The organism is Rhizobium sp. RHZ01 (assembly GCF_014851595.1).
Taxonomy (GTDB): domain Bacteria; phylum Pseudomonadota; class Alphaproteobacteria; order Rhizobiales; family Rhizobiaceae; genus Rhizobium; species Rhizobium altiplani.
The window spans coordinates 47553-67693 of record NZ_JACUZZ010000034.1 but is presented as its reverse complement, the minus strand read 5'-3'; the positions used below and the strand labels follow the sequence as shown (position 1 = coordinate 67693).

General features: G+C 61.7%; 17 protein-coding genes. 3 read left to right on the top strand and 14 right to left on the bottom strand.

Features of this window, described 5'->3' with window-relative positions; translation table 11 throughout:
* Positions 1–28: 28 nt before the first annotated feature.
* The 9 genes from IB248_RS27020 to IB248_RS26980 all read right to left on the bottom strand — a co-directional run bounded on the left by IB248_RS27020 (position 29) and on the right by IB248_RS26980 (position 11382).
* Positions 29–172: a hypothetical protein gene (locus tag IB248_RS27020; protein WP_192241932.1), complete on the bottom strand. Its 144-nt coding sequence runs from the start codon at positions 170–172 to the stop codon at positions 29–31.
* 70 nt (positions 173–242) lie between these two features.
* On the bottom strand, positions 243–749 hold the full coding sequence (locus IB248_RS27015; RefSeq protein WP_018855780.1) for a GNAT family N-acetyltransferase: 507 nt from the start codon (positions 747–749) through the stop codon (positions 243–245).
* A 200-nt stretch (positions 750–949) separates the two neighbouring features.
* Positions 950–2767, bottom strand: coding sequence for a translational GTPase TypA (gene typA, locus IB248_RS27010; protein ID WP_018855781.1), 1818 nt, complete (start codon positions 2765–2767; stop codon positions 950–952).
* Between the two features lie 125 nt (positions 2768–2892).
* Positions 2893–4470 carry an alkaline phosphatase D family protein gene (locus IB248_RS27005; RefSeq protein WP_169681410.1) on the bottom strand — a complete coding sequence of 526 codons (1578 nt, stop codon included), beginning with the start codon at positions 4468–4470 and terminating at the stop codon, positions 2893–2895.
* Positions 4471–4598: 128 nt separating this feature from the next.
* Positions 4599–6278 (bottom strand): iron ABC transporter permease, encoded by a 1680-nt coding sequence (locus IB248_RS27000; protein ID WP_192241931.1) that lies wholly within the window; start codon positions 6276–6278, stop codon positions 4599–4601.
* A 10-nt stretch (positions 6279–6288) separates the two neighbouring features.
* Positions 6289–7248, bottom strand: a complete 960-nt coding sequence (locus IB248_RS26995; RefSeq protein WP_113469737.1) for an ABC transporter substrate-binding protein — start codon at positions 7246–7248, stop codon at positions 6289–6291.
* Complete coding sequence (locus IB248_RS26990) at positions 7241–8356, bottom strand: ABC transporter ATP-binding protein (protein WP_113469736.1); 1116 nt, start codon at positions 8354–8356, stop codon at positions 7241–7243. Before IB248_RS26990 ends, IB248_RS26995 begins: the two co-directional genes overlap by 8 nt.
* Positions 8357–8494: 138 nt before the next feature.
* Complete coding sequence (locus IB248_RS26985) at positions 8495–10582, bottom strand: M3 family metallopeptidase (protein WP_192241930.1); 2088 nt, start codon at positions 10580–10582, stop codon at positions 8495–8497.
* A 158-nt stretch (positions 10583–10740) separates the two neighbouring features.
* Positions 10741–11382 (bottom strand): LysE family translocator, encoded by a 642-nt coding sequence (locus IB248_RS26980; RefSeq protein ID WP_026371595.1) that lies wholly within the window; start codon positions 11380–11382, stop codon positions 10741–10743.
* 200 nt (positions 11383–11582) lie between these two features.
* On the opposite strand from IB248_RS26980, the gene IB248_RS26975 reads away from it, so the two are divergent.
* Positions 11583–12767: a multidrug effflux MFS transporter gene (locus tag IB248_RS26975; RefSeq protein WP_113469734.1), complete on the top strand. Its 1185-nt coding sequence runs from the start codon at positions 11583–11585 to the stop codon at positions 12765–12767.
* Positions 12768–13028: 261 nt separating this feature from the next.
* Here the strand turns inward: IB248_RS26975 and IB248_RS26970 are convergent, their stop codons facing one another.
* Positions 13029–14252, bottom strand: coding sequence for an argininosuccinate synthase (locus IB248_RS26970; protein WP_018855789.1), 1224 nt, complete (start codon positions 14250–14252; stop codon positions 13029–13031).
* Between the two features lie 186 nt (positions 14253–14438).
* Here IB248_RS26970 and IB248_RS26965 point away from each other — a divergent pair, with 186 nt between their 5' ends.
* Positions 14439–15293 (top strand): SDR family NAD(P)-dependent oxidoreductase, encoded by an 855-nt coding sequence (locus tag IB248_RS26965; RefSeq protein ID WP_192241929.1) that lies wholly within the window; start codon positions 14439–14441, stop codon positions 15291–15293.
* Between the two features lie 81 nt (positions 15294–15374).
* Positions 15375–16016, top strand: a complete 642-nt coding sequence (locus IB248_RS26960; protein WP_018855791.1) for a LysE family translocator — start codon at positions 15375–15377, stop codon at positions 16014–16016.
* A 42-nt stretch (positions 16017–16058) separates the two neighbouring features.
* Here IB248_RS26960 and IB248_RS26955 read toward each other — a convergent pair whose 3' ends face one another.
* The 4 genes from IB248_RS26955 to rlmN form a co-directional block, all read right to left on the bottom strand.
* The gene (locus IB248_RS26955; RefSeq protein WP_192241928.1) at positions 16059–16853 is read right to left on the bottom strand and encodes an ABC transporter ATP-binding protein; all 795 of its coding nucleotides are present in this window, start codon (positions 16851–16853) and stop codon (positions 16059–16061) included.
* Positions 16850–17731: an ABC transporter permease gene (locus tag IB248_RS26950; RefSeq protein WP_016556625.1), complete on the bottom strand. Its 882-nt coding sequence runs from the start codon at positions 17729–17731 to the stop codon at positions 16850–16852. The genes IB248_RS26955 and IB248_RS26950 overlap by 4 nt, the downstream gene beginning before the upstream one ends.
* 122 nt (positions 17732–17853) lie before the next feature.
* Positions 17854–18807 (bottom strand): ABC transporter substrate-binding protein, encoded by a 954-nt coding sequence (locus IB248_RS26945; protein ID WP_169683132.1) that lies wholly within the window; start codon positions 18805–18807, stop codon positions 17854–17856.
* 95 nt (positions 18808–18902) lie between these two features.
* On the bottom strand, positions 18903–20135 hold the full coding sequence (gene rlmN, locus IB248_RS26940) for a 23S rRNA (adenine(2503)-C(2))-methyltransferase RlmN (protein ID WP_018855794.1): 1233 nt from the start codon (positions 20133–20135) through the stop codon (positions 18903–18905).
* Between the last annotated feature and the right edge of the window lie 6 nt (positions 20136–20141).

Genomic DNA, 20141 nt, shown 5'->3' with positions numbered 1-20141 from the left:
GCTGCGGTCTGGATGTCGTCATAAACACTCATCGCCCGACCTCGTCGTCCTCAGCATATTGTTCGACCACGCGTTCCATGTCGGCGAACAAGGCGTCGGACATGGTGTCGATCGACCCGATCGCTCGGGCATCGGCGCCCTTCATGAGCCGCTCGTAGTCGTTTATGTTCAAGATTTGCAAGTTTTCGTGACGACAGCAACTGTCAATTTCGCTGGAAAAAGCGATAGGGCAAGGAAGAGCCTCAACCCCAAATGAAGCCAATTTTCTTTAGCCGCTTCTGGTCGAACGTTTCCATGCCCTCGCAATAGTCGACGCCGCCATGGCTGCGATAGAACTGCGCGCCGGTCTCATTCTCCTCGAGGCACCAGACGACCAATCCGTTGCAGCCAAGCGACTTCAGGAGCCGCCGTGCTTCGCCGAACAGCATGTGGCCGAGGCCAATGCCCTGGTACTCCGGCCGAAGATAGAGTTCGTAGATCTCGCCCTCTTGGGGCAGGGCGCGGGCGCGATTGAGGCCGAGCGTTGCGTAGCCTGCGACAGTGCCGGCCACGTCGAGAACGAGAAGCGTTGCCGGCCCGCGGGTGGCCTTGCGCCACCAGTTCTCGCCGCGACGCTCGATCATCTGCCGCAACGCACGATGCGGAATGATCCCCGCATAGGTGTGCTGCCACGCAAGCCGATGCACTTCCGATATGGCTCGGGAATCGTGCGGTTCGGCCCGCCGAACATCGATCGACAACGTCTTCATAACGCGTACTCTGGTCCCATTGTCGGCAATTAACCATATGCGCCCGGCGCATTCAGGTTGTTTGCCCACAGGCTAAACATGTGGACGACAGCTGAAATTTAACGCTTTTTTAACTATTGCGACAAGCGAGATTCGGCAGACTGCACAAATAAAAAACCCCGGCGCAATGGCCGGGGTGAAGGCTGAAAGACTTCAGTCGCTTAGGCGGACTTCGCCTTGGCGAAGCGCTTGCGGTCGTTGGCGTCGAGATACATCTTGCGCAGGCGGATCGACTTCGGCGTCACTTCCATCAGCTCGTCGTCCTGGATCCAGGAGAGAGCGCGGTCGAGCGTCATGCGGATCGGCGGCGTCAGCTTGACGGCTTCATCCTTGCCGGCGGCGCGGATGTTGGTCAGCTGCTTGCCCTTGAGGACGTTGACCTCGAGGTCGTTGTCTCTGCTGTGGATGCCGATGATCATGCCCATGTAGACCTTTTCGCCGGGCTCGATCATCATCGGGCCGCGATCTTCCAGGTTGAACATGGCGTATGCAACGGCTTCGCCCGGAGCGTTGGCCAGGAGAACGCCGTTCGTGCGGCCGCCGATTTCACCCTTGTAAGGCTGGTAGTCCTTGAACAGGCGGTTCATCACGGCAGTGCCGCGCGTATCCGTCAGGAGTTCCGACTGGTAGCCGATCAGGCCGCGGGTCGGCGCGTTGAAGACCAGGCGAACGCGGTTGCCGCCCGAAGGACGCAGCTCGGTCATCTCGGCCTTGCGCTCGGACATCTTCTGCACGACGACGCCGGAATGCTCTTCATCGACGTCGATGACGACTTCCTCGATCGGCTCCATCAGCTGGTCGTTCTCGTCGCGGTGCATGACGACGCGCGGACGCGACACGGCGAGCTCGAAGCCTTCGCGGCGCATGGTTTCGATCAGAACGGCGAGCTGCAATTCGCCGCGGCCGGAGACGTAGAACGAATCCTTGCCTTCGGCTTCTTCGATCTTCAGCGCGACGTTGCCTTCTGCTTCCTTGAACAGGCGGTCGCGGATGACGCGCGAGGTGACCTTGTCACCTTCGGTGCCGGCGAGCGGGCTGTCGTTGACGATGAAGGACATGGTGACGGTCGGCGGATCGATCGGCTGCGCGGTCAGCGCCTCGGTGATCGCGGGATCACAGAAGGTGTCGGCAACCGTGCCCTTGGAGAGGCCGGCGATCGCGACGATGTCGCCTGCATGCGCTTCATCGATCGAGGTGCGCTCGATGCCGCGGAAGGCGAGAATCTTGGAGATACGACCGGATTCGATCAGCTTGCCATCCTGGCCGAGAACCTTGACAGCCTGGTTCGGCTTGATCGAGCCGGAATTGATGCGGCCGGTGATGATGCGGCCGAGGAAGGGGTTGGCTTCGAGGATCGTGCCGATCATCGTGAACGGGCCTTCGGCAACCGTCGGCTCCGGAACGTGGTTGAGCACGAGGTCGAGCAGCGGTGCCAGACCCTGGTCCTTCGGGCCTTCAGGATTGACGTTCATCCAGCCATCGCGACCCGAACCGTAGAGGATCGGGAAGTCGAGCTGTTCGTCGGTCGCGTCGAGGCTAGCGAAGAGGTCGAATACTTCGTTGATGACTTCTTCATGGCGGCCATCGGGACGGTCGATCTTGTTGATCGCAACGATCGGACGGAGGCCGACCTTCAGCGCCTTGGAGACGACGAACTTGGTCTGCGGCATCGGGCCTTCGGAGGAGTCGACCAGAACGATCGCGCCGTCCACCATCGAGAGAATACGCTCGACTTCACCACCAAAGTCGGCGTGGCCGGGGGTGTCGACGATGTTGATGCGAACGCCCTTCCACTCGACCGATGTCGCCTTGGCAAGGATCGTGATGCCGCGTTCCTTTTCCAGGTCGTTCGAGTCCATGACGCGTTCTGCAACGCGCTGGTTCTCGCGGAACGAGCCGGACTGTTTCAGGAGTTCGTCAACCAGTGTCGTCTTGCCATGGTCAACGTGCGCGATAATCGCGATGTTGCGAAGTGCCATATGTCTATATCTCTGAAGCTGGGGCGCCGCGCTGGGAGAAGGCGCCAATTTCATTTGGGCGGCTCATACAGTGTTTTTCGCGTTTGCGAAAGGGGGGAGGCCGGATTGCCTGCCATGCATGGACGTCAACTCGATATCTGCGGATCGAGCGTCGTCCGCCACAGCTCGGTATCGTTCCGATCCATCAGCCTCACGGTCAGTTGCTCGGTCTGCCCGTCGATGTCGACAAGCCCGAAGAACTGCATGCCTGCCGACGGCGGCAGGTTCTGCTCCGCACCGCCGGGTGCGGCTTTCATGAACTTCACCTCCGGTCCGAAAGTCATGTCGAGTTCCTGCGGCCCATAGGTTCCGGAATGCAGCGGACCCGCAACGAACTCCCAGAATGGCAGGAACTCGCGGAACTTGGCCTTACCGGGATCGTAATAGTGTACAGCCGTGTAGTGCACGTCGGCTGTCAGCCAGATCATGTTCGCTATGCCGGCATCGCGGATGAAGCGCAGCAGATCGGCGAACTCCAGCTCGCGGCCAAGCGGGGCGCCATTGTCGCCGTTGGAGATCGACTCGCTGCCCGTCCGGTGGCCGTAATCGTCCCAGATCACCAGCCCGATCGGCAGATCGCAGGCGATCACCTTCCAGGTCGCGGTCGAGCGCACCAGTTCCCGCTTCAGCCACGCCAGCTGGCGCTCGCCCAAAAGCCGCGACTCCGGCGTCGACTCGGCATCGAGCCCATGACTGTTCGGGCCGCGATAGGAGCGCAGGTCGATGAAGAAGACATCGAGCAGCGGACCGTAAGACACCTTGCGGTAGATCCGACCGGGCTCATCGGCCACGTAACGGATCGGCGTCATCTCGTGGAAGGCACGGCTTGCGCGGGCAGCAAGCGTGGCGATCGATTTTTCCTTGTAGCGATCATCATCACGGAGGTCGGTCGAGGGCGACCAGTTGTTCAGCACCTCGTGATCGTCCCATTGGTAGAAGACAGGGCAGACCGCATTGAACGCCTTCACGTGCTCGTCGAGCAGATTATAGGTCCACTGGCCGCGAAACTGGTCGAGCGTCTGCGCGATGTCGCGCTTTGCCTCGGTGACGACGCGGTTTTTCCAAACGCCGCCATCTCGCAGCCTGACCTCGTCCGTGATCGGATTGTCGGCGTAAATAGTGTCGCCCGAATGGATCATGAAATCCGGGCGATGGTAGGCGATCGTCGAATAGGTGCGCATCCCCTCCTCGTCGATGCCCCAGCCCTGGCCGGCCGTATCCCCAGACCACGCGAAGCGGATGCTGCGCTTGCCCGCCGGCGCCGTGCGAAACTGTCCATGGATGGGTTCCGACAGGTCGTTGAGGTCCTGCAGGTTGGCCGCACGAAAGCGATAGAAGATCTCTTGATCATCAGGGAGATTCTGGAGCAGCAGCTTTCCCGCAAGATTGGTGCCCGGTGTCACGTCTATGGGCGCGACGCGCACCGCGTTGGCGAACCGGTCGCTCGTCGAATACTCGACATGCAGTCGTGCCGGCCGGTTCACCTGCGCCCAGACCATACCCGAATTCGCATCGACATCGCCGGATTGCACGCCTGCTGTAAAGACCGGGCGACTTGACGAGCCGCGCGCATAGTAGGGCATCGCCAGCCCCGCCAGTGCAAATCCGCCAACGGCGCCCATGGATGAGAGGAAGCGTCGGCGGGTTGTTTCAGTCAATGTCATGCCAAGGTCTATCCGGCTAACGGGAGGGCCGAACCTATGGCGGCTGTCATGTCATGCGTTTGAAGGCGGCATGACGGTTTTTCGAAACTTCAGCGACAGTTTTGCTACGAGGCGTCGCCGGTGAGGCGCTATTCCGCCACCAAACCACTGCGGCGAAGCAGCGTCAGCAGCAGAAGCGGCAAGAGCGTCGTGATGAGGATAGCGATGAAGGCCATCGCCATGCCGAGCCCGATCGATCCCTGTTCGAACTGGCGCCAGATGAAGGTGGCGATCGTCTGCATGCCGACAGGCGCCACGACAACCGAGGCCACCAGTTCGCGCGAGGCGAGCGCAAAGACCAATAGCATCGCCGAAGCAAGGCTCGGGAAGACGAGCGGCAGGAGGATGCGGCGAAAGGCGGTTACCCCGCTTGCGCCGAAGACCCGGGCCGCCGCTTCCAGGCTATCCCCGATCTGCTGGAAGGCCGCGGTCGTATAGCGCACCGGCTGCGGCAGCAGTATGCAGCAATAGGCGAGCAGCAGGATGAATGCCGTGTTGTAGGGGGTCGCCGGCAGCCATGGCATGTTCCAGGCAAGGATCAGCCCGACGGCAACGACGATGCCCGGCAGCGCATTCGGCAGGATCGTCATCGTGTCGATCGCCACGCGTCCGCGGATCTTCGTCTTGACGACCGTATAGGCGGCCAGCACGCCGATGAGCCCGGTAATCAAGGCCGTGCCGATGCCAAGCGAGAAGCTGTTGGCGAGCGCCCCCAGAGCGCCGGCAATGTTGTTGAAGACCGACAGGAAGTTTTCGGCGCTGATGTTGTCGAGCGCCAGACCACCGGAAATCGTCCGCGACAGCGCCGTGAGCAGGATCGATAGCAGTGGCACGCCCGTTGCCAGGAAGGCAACCACGGCAAAGGCGATCATCACGGGAACCTTCATCGCCCCAAGCGGTCGCTTGTCCTTGGCAGCAGGTTTGCCGCCCACCGTTTGATAGGAGCGTCGGGCGAGGATCCATCGCTGCAGCAGGAATGTCAGCAGAGACATGACGACGAGCAGGATCGACAGGATCGCCGCTCCCGGCAGATCGATCGGCCAATCCGAGATCCGCAGGTCGATACCGGTGACCAGCACCTGGAAGCCGGCACGACGACCAAGGGCAGCGGGCATACCGTATTCCTCGATCGCCGCGGCAAAGACCAGCATCAGGCTGGCAACGAGCCCGGGCGCCGACAGCGGCAGCGTGATCCGAAAGAAGGCGCGCGCCGGCGACGCGCCAAAGACGCGGCCGACATCCGCATAACGCGCACCAACAGCCTCAACCGTGCGCGACACGGCGAAATAGACCACCGGAAAGGTATTGAAGGCCATGACCATGGTCATGCCGAAGAGCGAGAAGAGGAAGGGCGCGAGGTTAAATCCCGCGATCTGCTGAAGATAGCCGCGCGGCTGCAGCGCCATGATCCAGCCAAGCGTCGCGATGTAGGGCGGGATCATGAATGGGACGAGCAGGAGCACATCCCACAGCGGTGCAAGCGGAATGCGGTAGAGTGCCCGAAACACGCCGAGCGGCACCGCCACCAGCGCCGAGGCCAGCACCACGCAACTGCCGAGCAGAATGGTGTTCCCGGCCATGTCGATCAGCGCGCTATCGAAAAGCGTCGCAGCAAGCGAGGAGAAAGGGCCCGCGAACGAGCCCTGTCCGATGTTGGGGAAGATGCCCTGAAGCACAACGGCGATGAATGGAACGGCGACGACAACGGTCAAGCCCGCGATCGCCAGCCAGGCGGCCGGCGCAGCACCGCTACTATCGTTCGTCCTCATCGCCCTGCCCTTATTTGCCGCCGAACGTGTCGGTGACCTGCTTCAGCGTTTCCTTCCGCTTGCCGTAAACGGCAGCAGTGTCGTACTTCAGCAGCTTCAGATCGCTGATCAGCGGACGGTTTGCCGGAATGTCGGTACGAGCCGGCATCAGCATCTGGTCGGCAACGAGAGTCTGGCCTTCGTCGGATAGCATGTAGTCGATGAACTTCTTCGCCTCGTCCTGGTTTTTCGACCAGTTGAGGATCATCGCCGGACGCGGCGCGATGACGGTGCCGGATTCCGGGAAGATCACATCGATGGCCTCGCCCTTTTCCTTGGCGTTGAGCGTGATGTAATCGACGGCGCCGAAGACAGCGGCCTTGGCACCCTGCAGAACCGGGTTCAGAGCCTCGGCATTGGCGCCGGCGATGATCGCGCCATTATCCTTCAGATCCTTGAAGAGCTTGAAGTCGTCCTGGCCGGCCAGTGCCGCCGTCAGCTCGAAGGACGAGCCGGATTGCGCCGGATCCGGAATATTGACGAGGTCCTTGTATTCGGGCTTCGTCAGGTCGGCCCACTCGGCGGGCTTCGGCGTGCCGCTCTTGGTGTTCCAGGCGATGCCGAGCGCCGAGATGCCCTGGGCAACGGCCGTGTCGGTCTTCAGGAAATCAGGAACCCTGGCGGCGTTCGGGCTGCTGTAGGACACGAGCCAGCCGCGCTTGGCGAAGTCGGTTGCCGTATCCCAGGAAGCCGAAATGAGAACGTCGACCACAGGGTTCGAGGCTTCTGCTTCGATACGGGCCATGACCTTGCCGGTCGTTGCCTGGAAGACATTGACCTTGACCCCAGTCTGTTTGGTGAAGCCGGCCGACAGCTTGTCGATCAGCCCCTGCGGACCGGCGGTATAGACCGTGATGTCGGCGTGGGCGACGCCCGCCATCAACGTTACGGCGAGAACGCCGAAAGTGATGCTCTTCAACGACTTAAGCATGCTCCAAATTCTCCTCTTTGGACAAATGAATTTCTTTGCCGAACCAGCGGATCTGGCCGGGATCGATCGACAGACCGATGCCCTCGCCGGGCCGCAGCTTGGCGCGGCTCAAAACCTGCAATTCGATCTTTTCGGCGCCGACCAGCGAGACGGTCGCCAGATGACCATCCCCGCGGAACTGCGAACGCAGCACCGTTGCGGCAAGTGTGCCTGGCAGGATCTCGCCCGCGCTGATCGATCCGGTGGGGATGAGGACGCGAACGGCGCAATCGACACCATCGACGCCGCGCAGCAATGCAAGGCCGCTACCTTTGAAGAACCAGTGTTCGTCGCGGTATTCGAGTTCGGCGACACCGCCGAGGCGCAGGAAGTCGGCCACCTCGGGCGTTGCGGGCTTCTCGATCAGCTCGTCGGGCGATGCCAGCTGCTCGATCAGCCCGCCACGCATGACGGCAACATCATCCGCCAGCGTCAGCGCCTCGCTATGATCGTGCGTGACGTAGATTGCCGTCAGGCCGAGCGTCGCGATCAGCTCGGCAAGTTCGCCGACCATGTTTTCACGCAGTTCGCGATCGAGATTGGACAGGGGTTCGTCGAAGAGAATGAGCTGCGGTTCGGCAACGATCGCTCGCGCGATCGCGACACGCTGTTGCTGGCCGCCGGAAAGATCGCTCGGCCGGCGGTCGGCATAAGCACCGAGACCGACGCGTTCGAGCGCCCGCATCGTCCGCGACTGCCGTTCGGATTTACCGACGCCGCGCATTTCGAGCGGAAAGGAGACGTTGCCGCCAACGGTCATGTTCGGCCAGAGCGCATAGTCCTGAAATACCATGCCGAGGTTGCGCTTTTCCGGCGGCGAGAAGGCGCCAGTTGCGGCATCGGCAACGGTGCGTCCGGTAATCGCGATCGAACCTTTCGTAGGCGCGAGCAGTCCGGCGACGAGCCTCAGAAGAGTGGTCTTTCCGCAACCGGACGGCCCAAGCAGCGCCAGCGTCTTGCCCTTGGAAAGCGAGATATCAATGCCCTTCAGAACGGGGGTCGCCCCATAGTGCAATTCCACGCCGGCCGTCGAAACGGCCGCATTGGTCTCTGAAGGTTGAGGGGTCATGAAAAAACCGGCATCGGTTGAAAATCGATGCCGGTTGCTTATTAACCTTCAATGACAGTCATGTGACGAAGCGGCAAGAAGCCGTCTTCCATCAATACTTTAGCCGTCGCGTATCGATGACGCGCAATACCTGCCGCCTCAGGCGTCGCTGCCCGACAGTTCTTCAAAGGTCGCAAGACCCTTCTTCACCAGCATGGCATCCGGGCTTGGCAGCTTGCCGCGGAAACCCTTGTAGGCATCCTCAGGATCGATCGCGCCACCGACGGAATAGATGTTGTCCTTGAGCTTGGCCGCCATCTCGCGATTGAACGCGTCGCCGGTTTCCTCGAAGGCGGCAAAGGCATCCGCATCGAGCACTTCGGACCACATGTAGGAATAGTAGCCGGCTGAATAGCCGCCCGAGAAGATGTGCTGGAAGTGCGGCGAGGCATGCCGCATGACGATCGACTTCGGCATGCCGAGCTCCGACAAGACCTCCGTCTGCACGACCATCGGATCCTCCACCTTGTCGCGGGTGTGGAACGCCATGTCGACAAGCGCAGACGAGGTGAACTCGACCGTATTGAAGCCGGAATTGAAGGTGCGCGCGGCCAGAACCTTGTCGAGCAGGGCCTGCGGCATCGGCTCGCCGGTTTCGAAATGCACGGCATATTGCTTCAGGATCGCGGGCACCGTCAGCCAGTGCTCGTAAAGCTGCGACGGCAGCTCGACGAAATCGCGCGAGACGCCCGTGCCCGAAACCGAGGGGTAGGTGACGTTCGACAGCATCCCGTGCAGCGCATGGCCGAACTCGTGGAACAGCGTGCGCGCGTCGTCGAGCGACAGCAGTGCCGGCTTGCCTTCGGCGGGCTTGGCGAAATTGCAGACATTGTAGATGATCGGCAGTTCGCCGTTGCGGCCGTTCTTCAGCGGCAGCTTGTGCTGTGATTGGAAGGAACTCATCCAGGCGCCCGAGCGCTTCGAGCTGCGGGCAAAGTAATCGCCGAGGAAGAGCGCGACCAGCCTGTCTTCGCGATCGCGGATCTCGAACACGCGCACATCGGGATGGTACGCCGGAACACCTTTCTTCTCGACGGCGCGAATGCCGAACAGCCGGCCGGCGACGTCGAAGCAGGCGTCGATGATCTTCTCGAGCTGCAGATAGGGCTTCAGCTCGGCCTCGGAGAAATTGAACCGCTGCGCCCGGATCTTCTCGGCATAGTGCCGCCAGTCCCAGGGCATGACGTCGTGGTTCTTGCCTTCGTCCGCGATAAGCTTGGCGATATCGGCTTCTTCCTCGCCGGCACGCTTGACCGCCTTTGCCCATACCTCCCGAAGCAGGTGGTTCACGGCGTCGGGTGTCTTCGCCATCGTGTTGTCGAGCTTCAGTTCCGCGAAGTTGCCGTAACCGAGCAGCTTTGCCACTTCGTCGCGAAGCGCAAGCGTGTCACGGATAATGCCGCGATTGTCAGTCGCGCCATCGTTTTCGCCGCGCGCAACCCAGGCCTTGAACGCCTGTTCCCGCAGATCCCGCCGCTCAGAGAAGGTGAGAAACGGTTCGATGATCGAGCGCGACAGGGTGACGGCGAATTTGCCGTCTTCGCCGCGCTCGCGCGCAGCCGCCGCCATCGCATCCTTCAGAAATTCCGGAATACCGTCGAGGTCCGCGCCGTCGGCCAGGATCAGCGCCCAGCTCTTCTCGTCGGCAAGCACGTTCTGACCGAACTGCGTACCGAGGCCGGCAAGCTTCTCGTTCATGCCCGCGAGCTTCTCCTGCTCGGGCTTCGGCAGTTTCGCGCCCGATTTGACGAAGCCCTTCCAGTGGCGCTCCAGCACGCGCGTCTGCTCCAGCGTCAGGCCAAGGCTTTCGCGCGCTTCCCACAAGGCATCAATACGGGCAAACAACGCCGCATTCATGCCGATCTTGGAATAGTGGCGCGACATCTTCGGCGAAATGTCCCGCTCCAGCGCCTGGATCGTATCGTTGGTATGGGCGCCCGCGCGGTTCCAGAACAGTGCCGACACCCGCGACAGCGCGTCGCCGGCGGTCTCAAGAGCAACGACGGTATTCTCGAATGTCGGCGCCTCGGGGTTATCAGCGATCGCGTCGATCTCTTTCTCATGCGCGGCAAGTGCTGCGTCGAATGCCGGCGCGAAGTCGCCGTCATTGAGAGCATCGAAGCGCGGCAGGCCGTGGAGACCGTTCCATTCGACAAGCGCCGGGTTGAATTCTGATGTGGAAGGCATGCGGAGATCCTCTGTGGCAGGCAACTGAACAGGCAATATAGGGAGGCACGTTCGCAATTGGTATTGCCGATCGGACGCACGTCCCGCGCCCGACTGCGAAAAGTTCACGGCAAGAGAATCAACCAATCGCTAGGGATTGAAGCAATCCACGCGCGATCTCAGGCCTTCCGCCAACCGAGTAGGCCCGGCGTCGCATGCCAGAGTGCCTGCACGGCAAAACCCATGAACAGCACGCCGGAGCAACGGACGATCAGCCGCTCGTGCGAGCGATAGAAACGCCGCACCGTGCCCGCGCCGATAATCGTGACCAGGATCATGTCGGCAACAATGAAGCCCAGGAACGAAACGGCGAGCAGGAGCGGCAACGTATGAAACTGCAATGCGCTCGCCGAGCCAGCAACAAGGGCAGTAAACGTCGCGAGCGCGACCGGATATCCCTTCGGGTTCGTGACACCGAAGATCAAGCCGCGGCGGAACGGGCGCTCGACGACCATCAAGGCCTGTCCCTCTCCCTTCGGTTTCGCCCGAACCGCATTCCAGCCGATCCAGGCAAGGTAGAAACCACAAAGAAGACCGAGCGCGTCGAAGACGAAGGTACCGATCGTCCTCGCCCCGATGATCGCGATCAGCGCCAGCGATGCCCACAGCAGATCGCCGACCAAATGCCCGCCGACGAACATTGCGCCGGCACGGCGGCCCTGCCCGGCGCCGATACCAAGCAGCGCAAGGAAGGCAGGCCCTGGAATAAGCACGTAGAGGAGAGCTGCCAGAAAGGCGCCCGCGAGCAAGGATTGCGTCATCGAGAAACTCCGGAAAGGACCGTCGCAGCTTATGCGCCAATCGAAGGGCGTCAAGCCATGATGGCAATCCATGAGATTTTTGAATTGCCGGATCACGCCGCTTCCGACAGAAGAAAGTGCCGCCTCGCGCGGATCGCGCACGTTACCAGAGATCGAGTATCCCCATGCCCCCATTCCGGATGAGCGAACGGCGAACGAGCATGCTCGGCGCGCTTCTCGCAACCATCGGCCCGATCTCGATGTCGATCTACACGCCGGCTATGCCGGAACTCGTCCATGCGTTCCAAACCTCGGACTCGGCGATCAAGATGACGCTCTCCGTCTATTTCGCCGGCTTCTCGGTGGCACAGCTCCTTGCCGGTCCACTCTCGGACGCCTTCGGCCGCCGCACCGCGACACTCCTCTTCATCGGCATCTATGTCGTCGGAAGCCTGCTTGCCGCCTTTGCGCCCGGCATCGAGTGGTTGCTCGCCGGCCGCCTGATACAGGGCGTCGGCGCTTCCGTCGGGATTACGGTGGCGCGCGCCATCGTGCGCGACCAGTTCACCGGGACCGAAGCCTCCCGCATCATGAACCTCATCGGCATCATGATTGCCATCGGACCGGCCGCCGCACCAACGATCGGCGGATTGGCACTCGCTGCCTTCGGCTGGCAGTCGGTCTTCTTCCTGCTGATCGGCTTCGGACTCCTGATCTGTTTTGGAGTGATCGTCTTCATGTTCGAGACGAGCGTGCCGGATCCACGCCGCGCGCTCCCGGTTCCGCTGCTTCGCGCCTACCTGGAGCTTGCGCGCGAAACTCGCTTCGTCTCCGCCTCGCTCGTCCTCGGCGGCTCGATCGGCGCACTCTATGCGCAGGCGACGCTCCTCCCATTCATCCTGATCAAGGTCGTCGGCCTGTCACCGACAGCCTTCGGCTTGGGAATGCTGATGCAGTCGGGTTCCTACTTCTTGGGCTCCGTCTGCCTGCGTTACGCGGCGCCACGCTTGGGCGGCGACGGTTCCGTGCGTGTCGGGCTTGGCCTGCTCGGCTTCGCCGGCATCATGATCGCGCTGTCAGTCCATTTCGTCACGCCATCCTATCTTTCGATCATGGGGCCAATCGCGTTCCTGGCCTTCGGACTGGCGTTCCTGACGCCGCATATGACGACCTCGGGCCTCTACCCCTTCCCGCATATCGCCGGCTCGGCATCCGCGATGATGGGCTTCATCCAGATGGGTGGCGGCTTTGCCGGCGGCGTCGCCGGTTCACTGATCGGCATGCCGCTTCTCGCCTTCGGAACGGTCATCCCGATCATGGCGCTGATTTCGATCATCAGCTACGTCTGGTTCGTTCGCGCGTCGCGGCACGCAGCAAAGCTCCCTCACGCCACGTCGTGCGAATGAAAAGTGTCCGTACGACGGGCCCTCAGACTGATGAGGACGTGTTCCTTTTTGCGGAACGATCGTTTTATCCGTCATGCCGGCCTTGAGCCGGCATCCAGCGGCACCGCGTCTGCGGTGCGAAAGGTCTGTTGCGCGCAAAGACTTGCGCGTGCTGCACCCCGGCTCGTCGGCCGGGGTGACGACGGGTGGGGCATAAGGCTTTGTCAACAAGCGGAAGGCCCGCACGAGGCGGGCCTTCGATCTCGTGCAAGCTGCTCGCGATTACTTCGAGAGATTGCGCTTGGCGAGCGTGCGCAGGCGCAGCGCGTTGAGCTTGATGAAGCCGGCTGCATCCTTCTGGTCGTAAGCACCCTGGTCATCTTCGAAAGTAACCAGCTTGTCGGAATAGAGCGACTTCGGGCTCTCGCGGCCGGTAACCATGACATTGCCCTTGTAGAGCTTCAGCGTCACTTCGCCTTCGACATGCTCCTGGCTCTTGTCGATCAGCGCCTGCAGCATTTCGCGCTCCGGCGAGAACCAGAAGCCGTAGTAGATCAGCTCGGCGTAACGCGGCATGATCTCGTCCTTGAGATGCGCGGCGCCGCGGTCGAGCGTGATGGATTCGATGGCGCGATGCGCGGCAAGCAGGATCGTGCCGCCGGGCGTCTCGTAAACGCCGCGCGACTTCATGCCGACGAAGCGGTTTTCCACGAGGTCGAGGCGACCGATGCCGTTGTCGCGACCGTAATTGTTGAGCGCTGCGAGCAGCGTTGCCGGGCTCATGCGTACGCCGTTGATCGAAACGGCATCACCCTTTTCGAAGCCGACCTTGATGGTGGTCGCCTTGTCGGGAGCCGCTTCCGGAGAAATCGTGCGCATGTGCACGTACTCAGGCGCTTCCTGTGCCGGATCTTCGAGAACCTTGCCCTCGGACGAGGAGTGCAGCAGGTTGGCGTCGACGGAGAACGGCGCCTCGCCCTTCTTGTCCTTGGCAACCGGGATCTGGTGCGCTTCGGCAAAGGCCAGCAGGTCGGTCCGGCTCTTGAACGACCAGTCGCGCCACGGCGCAATGATCTTGATATCGGGGTTCAGGGCATATGCGGAAAGTTCGAAACGAACCTGGTCGTTGCCCTTGCCGGTGGCGCCATGCGCGATCGCATCGGCGCCGGTCTTGCGGGCGATGTCGATCAGGTGCTTGGAGATCAGCGGACGGGCGATCGAGGTGCCGAGCAGGTAGACGCCCTCGTAGACGGCGTTGGCGCGGAACATCGGGAACACGAAGTCCTTGACGAACTCTTCGCGCACGTCCTCGATGTAGATTTCCTTGATGCCGAGCATCTCGGCCTTCTTGCGGGCTGGCTCCAGCTCTTCGCCCTGGCCGAGGTCGGCGGTGAAGGTCACGACTTCTGCGCCGAGTTCGGTCTGCAGCCACTTCAGGATGATCGAGGTGTCGAGGCCGCCGGAATAGGCGAGGACAACTTTCTTTACGTCTTTGTGCGATGCCATGATGATGAGGTCCGTTGCAAGAGGGCAGCGGCAAACCCGCCAGGCCCGGTATGGCTGGGCACTTTTAGCGAGATTGGCGGACGACGCAAGGGCAACGGCGGCTATCGGCGACCCAGATAATGTTTGACAGGCCGAAAGCGCAGCCCATATCTGCCAGCGTCCTGACAATGCGGAGGAGAGCTGGCCGTGACGAGAATCCAAGACATCATCAAGAAATCAAACGTCGCTGTCATCACCGGTGGCGCCTCGGGCATCGGACTTGCCGCCGCGAAACACTTTGCCCGATCGGGCATGAGCGTCGCCATTGCCGATCTCGGCGGCAATCGGCTGGCAGCCGCCGCAGAGGAACTGAAAGCGATCTCGGGAGAGGAGCATGTGATCGCCGTCGAAACCGACGTCGCACAGAAGGAGTCCCTCGAAGCGCTCGAACGGACCGTGATCCAGCGCTTCGGCCGAGTGCACATTCTCATGAACAACGCCGGCGTCGGCCCAGAGACATCGATCTTCAGCGCCCAGGCCAATTGGGACGGGATTCTCGGCGTCAACCTGCTCGGCGTCATCAACGGCACGCGGACCTTCGGCCAGCACATGCTCTCGCATGGCGAACCGGGCCTGATCATCAATACCGGCTCCAAGCAGGGCATCACCACGCCACCTGGCAACCCGGCGTATAACGTCTCGAAAGCCGGCGTGAAGGTATTCACCGAAGCGCTCGAGCATGAATTGCGCAATACCGAAGGCTCGAAGATCTCCGCTCATCTATTGATCCCCGGCTTCGTCTATACCGGCCTCACCAAGGGCGATCGCGCCGAAAAGCCGGCTGCCGCATGGACGCCGGAACAGACGGTCGATTTCATGATCGAAAGCCTGGAACGCGGCGACTTCTACATCCTCTGCCCCGACAACGACGTCGCCCGTCCGGTGGACGAACGCCGCATGGCCTGGGCGATGGGCGACATCATCGAGAACCGCCCACCGCTGTCGCGCTGGCACAAGGATTATGCCGACAAGTTCAAGGCCTATCTCGAACGCAAGGAATAGGTCGTATTAGAAGGTTTGATTAGACATTTTCTGAAAGCCGGATATGACGGCTAAGCTTTCATCCGGCTTTCAGAGTGTACCATGAGCTTCCTGCCCAGCTTTCCGACCCTTCTCGCCTTCGCAGCCGCGACCCTGCTGCTCGCTGCGACGCCCGGCCCCGACATGACGCTGTCCATCAGCCGCGCACTGGCGCAGGGCAAGAAGGCTGCGCTGTTCGTCGTTCTCGGTACGAGCCTCGGTATCGTCGTTCACACCATGCTGGTCGCCTTTGGCGTTTCGGCACTGATCACCGCGTCGCCGACAGCCTTCCTGATCCTGAAGACCGGAGGTGCTGCCTATCTCCTGTGGCTCGCCGTCCAGGCGATCCGCTTCGGCTCGAAGTTTTCGGTCAACAAGGTCGAAACGGCAAAGGGCACGCCACTCGCCAACGTTTCCTCGGGCTTCTGGGTCAACCTCCTGAACCCGAAGGTCATTATCTTCTTCATGACCTTCCTGCCGCAGTTCGTCAGCGCCGGCGATCCGACGGTGACGCAGAAGCTGCTCTTCCTCGGCTTCTGCTTCATCCTGATCGGCATGCCTGTCAACGCAGCCGTGGTCTTCGCGGCCGACTGGCTCGCCAGCTGGCTGCAGACCAACAAGAAAGTTTTGCGCGGCATGGACTTTACCTTCGCCGGCGTCTTCTCCGTCTTCGCGGCAAAAATCCTGCTGACGCAGGCGCGCTAAGCGATCGCCGGGAAGCTCTGGCTTCCCGGAAGCTGTCTATCCTCAGCCGATCAGCAGCGCGTCATCGTCCAGGGTCTGGCCGCGCATCTTGCGGAACATCGCGATCAGGTCTTCGACCTGCAGCGTCTTGCGGCTATCGCCGCTGACGTCGAGAACGACCTCGCCGCCATGCAGCATGATCGTGCGGTGGCCATAATCGAGCGCCTGCCGCATGGAGTGCGTGACCATCAGCGTCGTCAGCTTGCGCTCCGAGACGATCTTCTGCGTGAGGCCCATGACGAACTCTGCCATCCCTGGATCGAGCGCTGCCGTATGCTCGTCGAGCAGCAGCACTTCGGAGCCGGCAAGCGTCGCCATCACAAGCGACACCGCCTGACGCTGACCACCCGATAGCAGGTCCATGCGGTCCCGCATCCGATTCTCGAGACCGAGATTGAGCTCGGCAATCCGATCGCGGAAATGTTCGCGCCGCTTCGGACCAAGCGCTGATACGAGCCCGCGCCTTTCACCACGACGCGCCGCAAGCGCAAGATTTTCCTCGATCGACAGCGAGCCACAGCTTCCCGTCAACGGATCCTGGAAGACACGGGCAACGAGGCCCGCGCGAGCGGCCGTCGATTTGCGCGTGACATCGGTATGGCCAATCAGGACTTGGCCTTCGCTGGCGAGAACATCACCGGCAAGAACGCCGAGCAGCGTCGATTTGCCGGCGCCGTTCGAACCGATAACGGTGACGAACGAACCTTCCTCGATCGTCAGGCTGACGCCGTTCAGCGCCTGCTTCTGCAGCGGCGTGCCCTTGCCGAAGACGACCTTGATGTCCTTGAGCGTGATCACGATGCGGCACCTCCGCGGCGAAGACGGGGAAGAATGAGCGCTATTGTCACCAGAACGGCCGTCACGAAATTAAGGTCCGAGGCTTGCAGCCCGATGACATCGGTGGAGAGCGCCAATTGGATGGCGATACGGTAGAGGATCGAACCGAGCACGCAGCCGACCAGCGCGATCAGCAGGCCACGACGGCCAAGCAGCGTTTCGCCGATGATGACGGCCGCAAGCCCGACGACGATCGTTCCGACGCCCGAGGTGACGTCCGCAAAGCCGTTGGTTTGCGCGAAGAGCGCGCCGCCGAAGGCAACCAGCGCATTCGAGATCGCCATGCCGAGATAGATCTGGCGGCTGGTGTCGACGCCCTGCGCGCGGGCCATTCGGGCATTCGCACCGGTCGCGCGCATCGCCAGACCCGAGTCGCTTTCAAGGAAGCGCCAAACGACGATCACGGCAACCACGACAAGGACGCCGACGAACAGCGGTCGAACATAGAAATCCCGCAGGCCGTGACCGAAGAACGGACTGATCATCGTATCCGCATTGATCAGCGCGACGTTCGGCTTGCCCATGACGCGCAGGTTGACCGAGAAGAGCGCGATCATCGTCAGGATCGAGGCCAGCAGGTTGAGGATCTTGAAGCGCACGTTGAGCATCGCGGTAACGAGACCTGCCGCAGCACCCGCGACCATGGCGATAAGCGCAGCAAGCCAGGCATTGACGCCAGCGATGATCAACACCGCCGTTACGGCAGCCCCGAGAGGGAAGGAGCCGTCAACCGTCAGATCCGGAAAATCCAGCACACGAAATGCGAGGTAAACGCCGAGCGCCACGAAGGCATAAACCAGCCCCAGCTCCACGGCTCCCCAGAATGCGATCTGACTCAAGGCTCATGCCCTTTCTTCTGACTCGGTCCGCCTGTTACCGGACCCAAGCTTTTAATACCATCAGCCGCCCCCGCGTTAAACGGGAGCGGCTGGATGGCTGGTTTCTCCAAAATATGCGGCGATCAGTCGATCGTCTTCGTCGCGCGCTTCAAGACGCTTTCCGGCAGCGTGACGCCCATCTTGGCGGCTGCACCCTTGTTGACGACCAGATCGCTGCCGGCAGCAACCTTCACCGGGATATCGCCCGGGTTTTCGCCCTTGAGGATGCGAACGACGATTTCGCCGGTCTGCTTGCCAACATCGTAGTAGTTGAAACCGAGGGCGGCGACCGAACCGCGCGAGACGGAATCCGTGTCGGCGGTGAAGAGCGGCAGCTTGCTCTCTTCGGCAACGGCAACCGCGCCTTCAAGTGCGGAGATGATCGTGTTGTCGGTCGGGACATAGATGGCATCGGCACGGCCGACGAGGGCACGGGCGGCACCCTGCACTTCCGCGGACTTGGTGGCCGCAGACTCGACGACCTTCATGCCTGCCTTCTCGGCTTCCGTCTTCAGAACGGCGAGCAGAGACACGGAGTTTGCCTCACCGGAGTTGTAGAGATAGCCGATCGTCTTGGCGTTCGGCAGAATTTCCTTGATGAGCGCGACATGTTCGGCAACCGGCGACATGTCGGACAGGCCGGTGACGTTGCCGCCGGGCTTGTCCATGTTCTTGACGAGCTGGGCACCGAGCGGATCGGAAACGGCCGTGAAGACAACCGGAATGTCGCGTGTTGCGGAAACGACCGCCTGAGCGGATGGCGTGGAGATCGGCACGATAACGTTCGGGCCCTCGCCGGCAAACTGGCGGGCAATCTGCGCAGCCGTTGCCGGGTTGCCTTGCGCAGACTCGAACATGAACTTCAGGTTCTCGCCTTCCTTGTAGCCTGCGGCCGTCAGCACATCGAGGACACCCTTGCGTGCGGCGTCAAGCGCCGGATGCTCGACGATCGCGGTGACCGCGACGGTCACGTCTTCGGCCTTGGCAGGCAGGGTCAGGGCCAACGTGGCCGCAACAGCAAGCAGAATTGAACGCATTGGGGTATCCTCCAGACATGATTTTGGCCTGCTTCTAGGAAAAGCAGGCCATGAAATCAATCATTAGAAAACACTGAACGGATCAAACTTGCTGATCAGTCGTCGGCGCCATGGTTGGCGATCATCATCGCCTCGAAGGCCAGCCGCTCGGTCTTGCGCATGCGCTCCGATTCCGACTTCAGCTGACCGCAGGCTGCGAGAATGTCGCGGCCGCGCGGCGTGCGGATCGGCGAGGCATAGCCGGCCGAATTGATGAAATCGGCGAACTTCTCGATCTGCGCCCAGTCGGAACACTGGTAGTTGGTGCCCGGCCACGGGTTGAACGGAATGAGGTTGATCTTCGCCGGCACACCCTTCAGCAGCTGAACGAGGCCCTTGGCATCCTCCAGGCTGTCGTTGACGTCCTTCAGCATCACATATTCGAAGGTGATGCGGCGGGCATTCGACAGGCCGGGATATTTGCGGCAGGCGTCGATCAGTTCCTTCAGCGGATACTTCTTGTTGATCGGCACCAGAATGTCGCGCAGGTCGTCGCGCACCGCGTGCAACGAGATCGCCAGCATCACGCCGATCTCGTCGCCGGTGCGGAAGATCTCCGGCACCACGCCTGACGTCGACAGCGTCACGCGGCGCTTGGAGAGCGACAGTCCGTCGCCGTCGGTGGCGATCAGCAGCGCCTGCTTCACCGCATCGAAATTGTAGAGCGGCTCACCCATGCCCATCATCACGATGTTGCTGACCTTGCGGCCCTCGGCAGGCATGATCGTTCCTTGCGGCGCTTCGCGGTCCGGGAAATCGCCGAGCCGATCGCGGGCAAGCAAAAGCTGGGAGAGTATTTCTTCAGCGGTGAGGTTGCGGACCAGCCGCTGCGTTCCGGTATGACAGAAGGAACAGGTCAACGTGCAGCCCACCTGGCTGGAGATGCAAAGCGTACCGCGACCCTCTTCCGGGATGTAGACGGCCTCGATCTCGACCGGTCGCCCCGCCCCGCGCGGCGGGAAACGCAGCAGCCACTTGCGGGTGCCGTCGTTCGACACCTGCTCCTCGACGATCTCGGGACGCGCGATGGTGAAATGCTGCTTCAGCATCTCGCGCATGTCCTTGGCGACATTCGTCATGTGATCGAAATCGGAGACGCCGCGCACGTAGATCCAGTTCCAGAGCTGGGCAACGCGCATCTTAATCTGCTTGTCCGGCACGCCCTTTTCGCGCAGCGCAGCCCCCATCTCTTCGCGGCTCAGGCCGATCAGCGAGGGCTTCTGGCCGGCGTCGAGCTGCGGCAACACGCCGGCAGGCTTGGTAACAGTCATCGCATCCATGACGGACATAGTCTC